The sequence below is a fragment of the uncultured Veillonella sp. genome (assembly GCF_934190855.1).
Taxonomy (GTDB): Bacteria; Bacillota; Negativicutes; order Veillonellales; family Veillonellaceae; genus Veillonella.
Genome location: NZ_CAKPTN010000094.1, coordinates 1 through 6,384 on the forward strand (window position 1 = coordinate 1; position 6,384 = coordinate 6,384).

Below are 6,384 nucleotides of genomic sequence, written 5' to 3' on the forward strand. Positions count from 1 at the left end.
GCATAGCAGGCGCTGCATCAGTGGTACTGACCATAATCATTTGACCGCCCGTTACAGCACTGCGACTATCGATGCCAAAATCTTTATTGAAAGCATAGAGCTTAGCATTCTTTTCTTTGGCTACGTCCTCAATAATACTGAGAGGTGTACCTTGTGCAGCTGTTACTACAGGTACTTTAGATTTAATAATACCCGCCTTATGACGTGCAATCTCCTCTACTGTATCACCGCAGTACGCTTGATGATCCATAGATACATTAGTAATAACAGACACTTTAGGAATAACGATATTAGTAGAGTCTAACAATCCGCCTAACCCAACTTCTACTACCGCATAATCTACACCTTGATCTTTAAAGAATAAGAATGCGGCAGCCGTCAATATTTCAAATTGTGTCGGTGCCTCTATCCCATTATCGATGATAGTGTCTACTGCCCCTTTTACACGATTAATTAATTCACCAAAGGCTTCCTCTGTAATATTTCCATCATTGATTTGAATTCGCTCCGTATAGGATTGAAGGTGAGGCGATGTAAATCGCCCCACCCGTAATCCACTTGTAAACAGCGCGTAGGAAATATATGAGGTAACCGAGCCCTTACCATTCGTACCTGTTACATGAACAATTTTATAGTCCTCTTGTGGATTCCCAAGGGCTTCCATAAGAGCTGTAATTCGTTCAAGGCCAGGCTTAATACCGAATGAGGATGCCTGTTCTAAATAGGCTAAGGCCTCTTGATATGTCATATAAACCTCCTATTATAAGGTTTCTAAGAACGCTTCACGTTCCAATAACGCTTGTTGTTTTTGTTTATATTCTTCTAACTTTTCTTTTTCTTTCGCTACTACAGCTTCAGGAGCTTTTGCTAGGAAGCCTTGGTTGGACAATTTGCCTTCCAAACGGGAAATTTCTTTTTCCATTTGAATTTTTTCCTTCGCAATACGCTCTTTTTCTTTTTCGCCGTCGATTAAGTCTTTAAGCAAGAGATATACTTCCATACCATTTACAACTGTTACAGTCGCATTTTCTGGCTTAGCATCGTTGGCACCGAGGATTGTTACCTTCTCAGCCCAAGCCAATGTTACAAAATAGTCACTGTGATCTGCTACAGTTTGAGCTAATGCTGCATCTGTAGGCGCCACGATAACCTCTGCTTTTTTACCTAATGGCACGTTCATTTCAGCACGCATGTTACGAATGCCTTTAATAGCATCCATCATCACTTCCATTTGACGTGCTGCGCCGTCAAGATTTTCGAAGTTCAATGCTTCTGGCCATTTAGCAACAACGATGCTATCCCCTTCATGAGGCAAGTGCTGCCAAATATGTTCTGTTACGAACGGCATGAACGGATGTAACAATTCAAGCATTTGACGCAAGATAGTTACGAGCAAGTATTGAACTGTACGACGATCGCGTTCGTTGCTTTCACTGTACAAACGAGGTTTCGCCAATTCAATATACCAGTCACAGTACGTATTCCAAATGAAGTCATATACGGAGCTTGCCGCTTCACCAAGTTCGAATTTATCTAGGTTAGATGTTACACTTTGTACTGTTTCGTTATATTTTTGAATAATCCATTGGTCAGCTAATGTTAAATCATCTGCCGTTGGAACGAAGCTTTCATCATAATTCGTAAGATTCATCAATACGAATTTAGAAGCATTCCAAATCTTGTTAGCAAAGTTGCGGTTCGCTTCCACACGTTCCATGTAGAAACGCATGTCGTTACCAGGAGTATTGCCTGTTACAAGAGTGAAACGCAATGCATCGGCACCAAATTGATCAATAACATCAAGTGGATTGATACCATTGCCTAAGGATTTACTCATCTTACGACCTTGGCTATCACGAACAAGACCGTGGATGAATACGTGTTTGAACGGAATTTCATCTTCGAACTCAAGAGCCATAAAGATCATACGAGCTACCCAGAAGAAGATGATATCGTAACCAGTTACGAGAACACTTGTTGGGTACCATTGTTTAAGTTCTGGAGTTTGTTCAGGCCAACCCATCGTAGCAAATGGCCACAAGCCAGAGCTAAACCATGTATCAAGAACATCTGGATCTTGTGTTACATGACCGTGACAATGAGGACATTCAGTAATGTCTTCACGACTTACGATAGTTTCGCCGCAGTCATCACAATACCAAGCAGGAATGCGATGGCCCCACCATAATTGACGAGAAATCGTCCAGTCACGAATGTTTTCAAGCCAGTTTACATATGTTTTAGTAAAGCGTTCAGGCACAAATTCTACTTCATGTTCTTTAACGACTTTAAGAGCTGGCTCTGCCAACGGTTTCATATCTACGAACCATTGTTTAGATACCATTGGTTCGATGATTGTATTACAACGAGAGCAATGTCCGACTGCATGATCATGGTCATCGATTTTTTCAAGCAAGCCTAACTCTTGTAGTTCAGCTACTACTTGTTTACGCGCTTGTTCACGAGGTAAGCCGTTGAACTTACCGGCGCCTTCGTTCATTGTCGCATCATTGTTCATAACAACGATGGATTCTAAATCGTGGCGTTGGCCCATTTCAAAGTCATTAGGGTCATGAGCAGGCGTAATTTTTACACAACCTGTACCGAAGCTTGCATCTACATAGTCATCGGCAATTACAGGAATCTCACGGTTAACGAATGGCAATACCAACGTTTTACCAATGAGATCTTTATAACGATCGTCCTCAGGGTTTACCGCTACCGCCACGTCACCAAACATTGTTTCTGGACGAGTTGTAGCTACAACCACGAAGCGATTATCTTCACCTTTTACAGGATATTTAATATGCCATAAATGGCCATGTTCATCTTCATGCTCAACCTCTACATCAGATAAAGCCGTTGCACAACGAGGGCACCAGTTGATAATGCGCTCACCGCGATAGATTAAACCTTTTTCATAAAGTTTTACGAATACTTCGCGCACTGCATGATAGTAACCATCATCTAATGTAAAGCGTTCGCGAGTCCAGTCACAGGATGCGCCAAGGCTGCGGATTTGTTTTACGATAGTATCACCGTATTCTTTTTTCCATTCCCATACGCGCTCTACGAATTTCTCACGACCTAAGTCATAGCGAGATTTGCCTTCTTCTTTAGCGAGCATCTCTTCTACCTTGATTTGAGTAGCAATACCGGCGTGGTCAGTACCAGGCATCCACAATACATTGTAACCTTGCATGCGTTTAAAACGGATGAGGATATCTTGCAATGTATTATCTAGAGCATGGCCCATGTGAAGCATGCCAGTTACATTAGGAGGCGGCAAGACGATACTAAATGGCTCTTTATTCGGGTCTACTTCTTCGTGAAAGTATCCTTGATTTTCCCAATAAGAATACCATTTCCCTTCTATTTCACCGGGGTTATAAGTGGTTAAATTTTCGTAGGTTTTCATCGTTCCTCCTAAATAAACTCCTTAGCGCTTCATAATCTTAGCCAATACAAATAGGCTCGTTTCATATAGCAATATCATAGGCAATGCAATCATCGTTTGAGAGAACATATCCGGTGTTGGTGAAATGACAGCACCTATGATAAAGGATATAAGAATAAATATCTTTCGTTTCGTTTTTAAAAAACGTGATGTTATTAAGTTGAAATATCCCAAGATAATTAAAATCAACGGCAATTCAAAGATAAATCCAAAAGGCAGTACAAAGGACAACACAAAGTCCATATACTGACCAATGGAAAACATCGGTTGCAGTTCATCTGTAGCAAAGCCCATGAAGAACTTCACTGCTGCAGGTAACACGAGGAAATAAGAAAATACAATGCCTATACCAAATAAGCCAATAGCTACTGGTAAGATCCAGTTAGACAATTGTTTTTCTCTCGCAGTCAATGCAGGCTTAACGAATAGCCAAATCTGATGCAGTATAATAGGCGCCGCTATAATGAGTCCCCCTACTATGGATACTTTCATATACGTAAAGAAAGCCTCTGTAGGTCTCATATAATAGAGCTTGCCCGCCGGTTTGAGGAGTATTTCTAATAATAAATCTACATAATAATAAGAAATACAAGTTCCTAGTATAACCGCTACTGCCATTATGATCAGTCGTTTTCGCAGTTCTGAAAGATGTCCTACAAGGGATAATTCCCTCGCCTCATCCATCATTTTCTGTTCCATTTCGGTATAAATGGGTTCATTCTCCGGTTCCTCAGGAACTTGTAAATTTGCCATCTTATACCGTTCTTGCTCTGCTTTTTGCTCTGCTTCACGCCGTTTTTGACGAACTACACTATCAAAAGAAGGTTTTTTTATGGGATATTCGAAATCCGGTTTTGATTCGAACGGCTCCATATTATACCTTTCTATCAGCTAGATTTTCTACAGACATCACAAGGAATTCCTTCCCTGGGAAGTCACGTACTGCTTCAAGAGCAGCCAAAGCATCTTTACAATATTTATCAGCTACCGCTAATGTATTGTCGATACCGCCTTGAGCGATAACGTAATCGATAATATCTTGCTCATTACCGCCATGATTCAAGGCTTTAATATCTGCAAGCAATCTATCTTTATTGTCGTCATTTACGATACTTAGTAAAGGATAGGTCAATAAACCTTCGCGTAAGTCATTCCCTACAGGTTTACCTGTAGTCTCAGTTGTTTCACGATAGTCCATGATATCATCTGTAATTTGGAATGCCATACCTAAAGCATGACCATATTTTTTTAACTCAACAATTTCAGACTCATTCCAGCCCCCTAAGAGACCACCAAGTTCCATGCAACCTTCCATAAAGTCCGCTGTTTTCTTTTGAGTCTTAGTCATATAGCGCTCAATCCCTTGATCGATGCGATATACATCTTCCATTTGCATGAACTCGCCTTCTACGAGACATGTAATGATATGAGAGAAAATCTGTAAATACTTCATATTAGGCATTTCAGATACGATTTGGAATGCTTTTGCAAACAAGTAATCTCCACTGAGGATAGCTACTTTATTGCCTTTATGCATATGAATTGTATCTTCACCACGACGAATCTCAGCTTGATCTAACACATCGTCGTGAATCAGTGTTGCTAAATGAAGCATTTCTACAGCTTCAGCAATTCTAATGCGCTGACGTTCTACAGATGTGCCTGCGTTGGCAATCAATAGACATAATTGAGCGCGTAAACGCTTGCCACCAGCCGCTGATAATGGTCGAATTAGTGCATTAAAGTCTTCTGCACCTGTATTAAAAGATGATGCAAGAGATTCTTCAACGCCCTCTAAATCTAGAGCAATGCGTTCCATAATCTCTAACTCATTGGTTTGACTCATGCTTCATCTCCTACTAGAACCTTATTGATGCGTTGTTGTAAAAGTTCACGACCTGTATGTTTTAAGGAGCTATATAAAATAGGCGGTGTATCCGTTGGATACAGTTCCTTAATTTTAGCCAAGTTCGCAGACTTTTCTTTAGCCGTTAATTTGTCAGCTTTAGTAACTACAATTTGTAGTGATACACCAGCCTCAACAAGCCAATCATAGGCTACCTTATCAATGGGCATCTCTGGATGACGTCCATCGATAAGTAAGCACAACAACATCAATCGTTCAGAATGTAAAATATAATCGGCAATAAAGGAAGACCACAAGTTGCGGTTTCCTTTATTTGTCTTTGCAAAACCATAACCAGGCAGGTCAACGAGGAACCAATGATAACGGCGCTCCTCAGTTTCAGAAATATCCTCTTTTGACTCCACATCAAAATAATTTATCGTCTTTGTCTTACCTGGCTGACCACTAACGAGGGCTAACCCACGATAATTGCACAACGAGTTAATCAACGAAGATTTGCCCACATTAGAGCGTCCGATGAAAGCAATTTCCACAGTATCCCCTTCAGGATATTGATCTGCCTTCACACAGGAAGTATTATATTTTGCTGCTATAATACGAGGCCCCTTCGGTTCTTTTCGTGTATATTGTGGTTTTGGCCCCATTTGTTTAGTGGATTTTTTCTTTTTTTGCATTACACAAGTGCCTTTGCTAATACTTCATCCATTGTCTTAACTGGCGTAATAATGAGTCCTTCTTTTACAATGTCAGGTAATTCTGCAATATCCTTTTCATTGCCCTTCGGAATCAATACCTCTTTAATGCCATGAGACAAGGCTGCTAATAATTTCTCTTTTAAACCGCCTATTGGCAATACGCGGCCACGCAATGTAATTTCACCAGTCATGGCAATATCAGAACGAACCTTGCGGTTTGTCAAAATAGATACCATAGCCAATGTCATTGTAATACCTGCAGAAGGACCATCTTTAGGCGTTGCCCCTTCTGGCAAGTGAACGTGAATATCGAGTTTCTTATAGAAATCTTCTTCGATTTTTAATGCTTTTGCATTGTGGCGGAT

At 40.6% G+C, this 6,384-nt stretch carries 6 protein-coding genes; all 6 read right to left on the minus strand.

Going from position 1 to position 6,384, the window contains the following annotated elements:
• Positions 1–748: folylpolyglutamate synthase/dihydrofolate synthase family protein (locus tag Q0F90_RS06315; RefSeq protein WP_296004222.1), on the minus strand; the 748-nt coding region annotated here is incomplete at its 3' end.
• Positions 749–760: 12 nt separating this feature from the next.
• Positions 761–3,418, minus strand: coding sequence for a valine--tRNA ligase (locus tag Q0F90_RS06320; protein WP_296004223.1), 2,658 nt, complete (start codon positions 3,416–3,418; stop codon positions 761–763).
• A 21-nt stretch (positions 3,419–3,439) separates the two neighbouring features.
• Positions 3,440–4,330 carry a twin-arginine translocase subunit TatC gene (gene tatC / locus Q0F90_RS06325; RefSeq protein WP_296004224.1) on the minus strand — a complete coding sequence of 297 codons (891 nt, stop codon included), beginning with the start codon at positions 4,328–4,330 and terminating at the stop codon, positions 3,440–3,442.
• A 1-nt stretch (position 4,331) separates the two neighbouring features.
• Entirely contained in the window at positions 4,332–5,303 is a 972-nt protein-coding gene (locus tag Q0F90_RS06330) for a polyprenyl synthetase family protein (RefSeq protein ID WP_296004225.1), read from the minus strand.
• Positions 5,300–5,998, minus strand: a complete 699-nt coding sequence (yihA, locus tag Q0F90_RS06335) for a ribosome biogenesis GTP-binding protein YihA/YsxC (protein ID WP_296004226.1) — start codon at positions 5,996–5,998, stop codon at positions 5,300–5,302. The genes Q0F90_RS06330 and yihA overlap by 4 nt, the downstream gene beginning before the upstream one ends.
• Positions 5,998–6,384, minus strand: a 387-nt coding sequence (locus Q0F90_RS06340; RefSeq protein ID WP_296004227.1) for a S16 family serine protease, incomplete at its 5' end; no start/stop codon positions are given. The genes Q0F90_RS06340 and yihA, both read right to left, overlap by 1 nt.

Coding starts and splice junctions, on each gene's coding strand:
- Q0F90_RS06320 (WP_296004223.1), bottom strand. CDS start 3,418: ATGAAAACCTACGAAAATTTAACCACTTATAACCCCGGTGAAATAGAA.
- tatC (WP_296004224.1), bottom strand. CDS start 4,330: ATGGAGCCGTTCGAATCAAAACCGGATTTCGAATATCCCATAAAAAAA.
- Q0F90_RS06330 (WP_296004225.1), bottom strand. CDS start 5,303: ATGAGTCAAACCAATGAGTTAGAGATTATGGAACGCATTGCTCTAGAT.
- yihA (WP_296004226.1), bottom strand. CDS start 5,998: ATGCAAAAAAAGAAAAAATCCACTAAACAAATGGGGCCAAAACCACAA.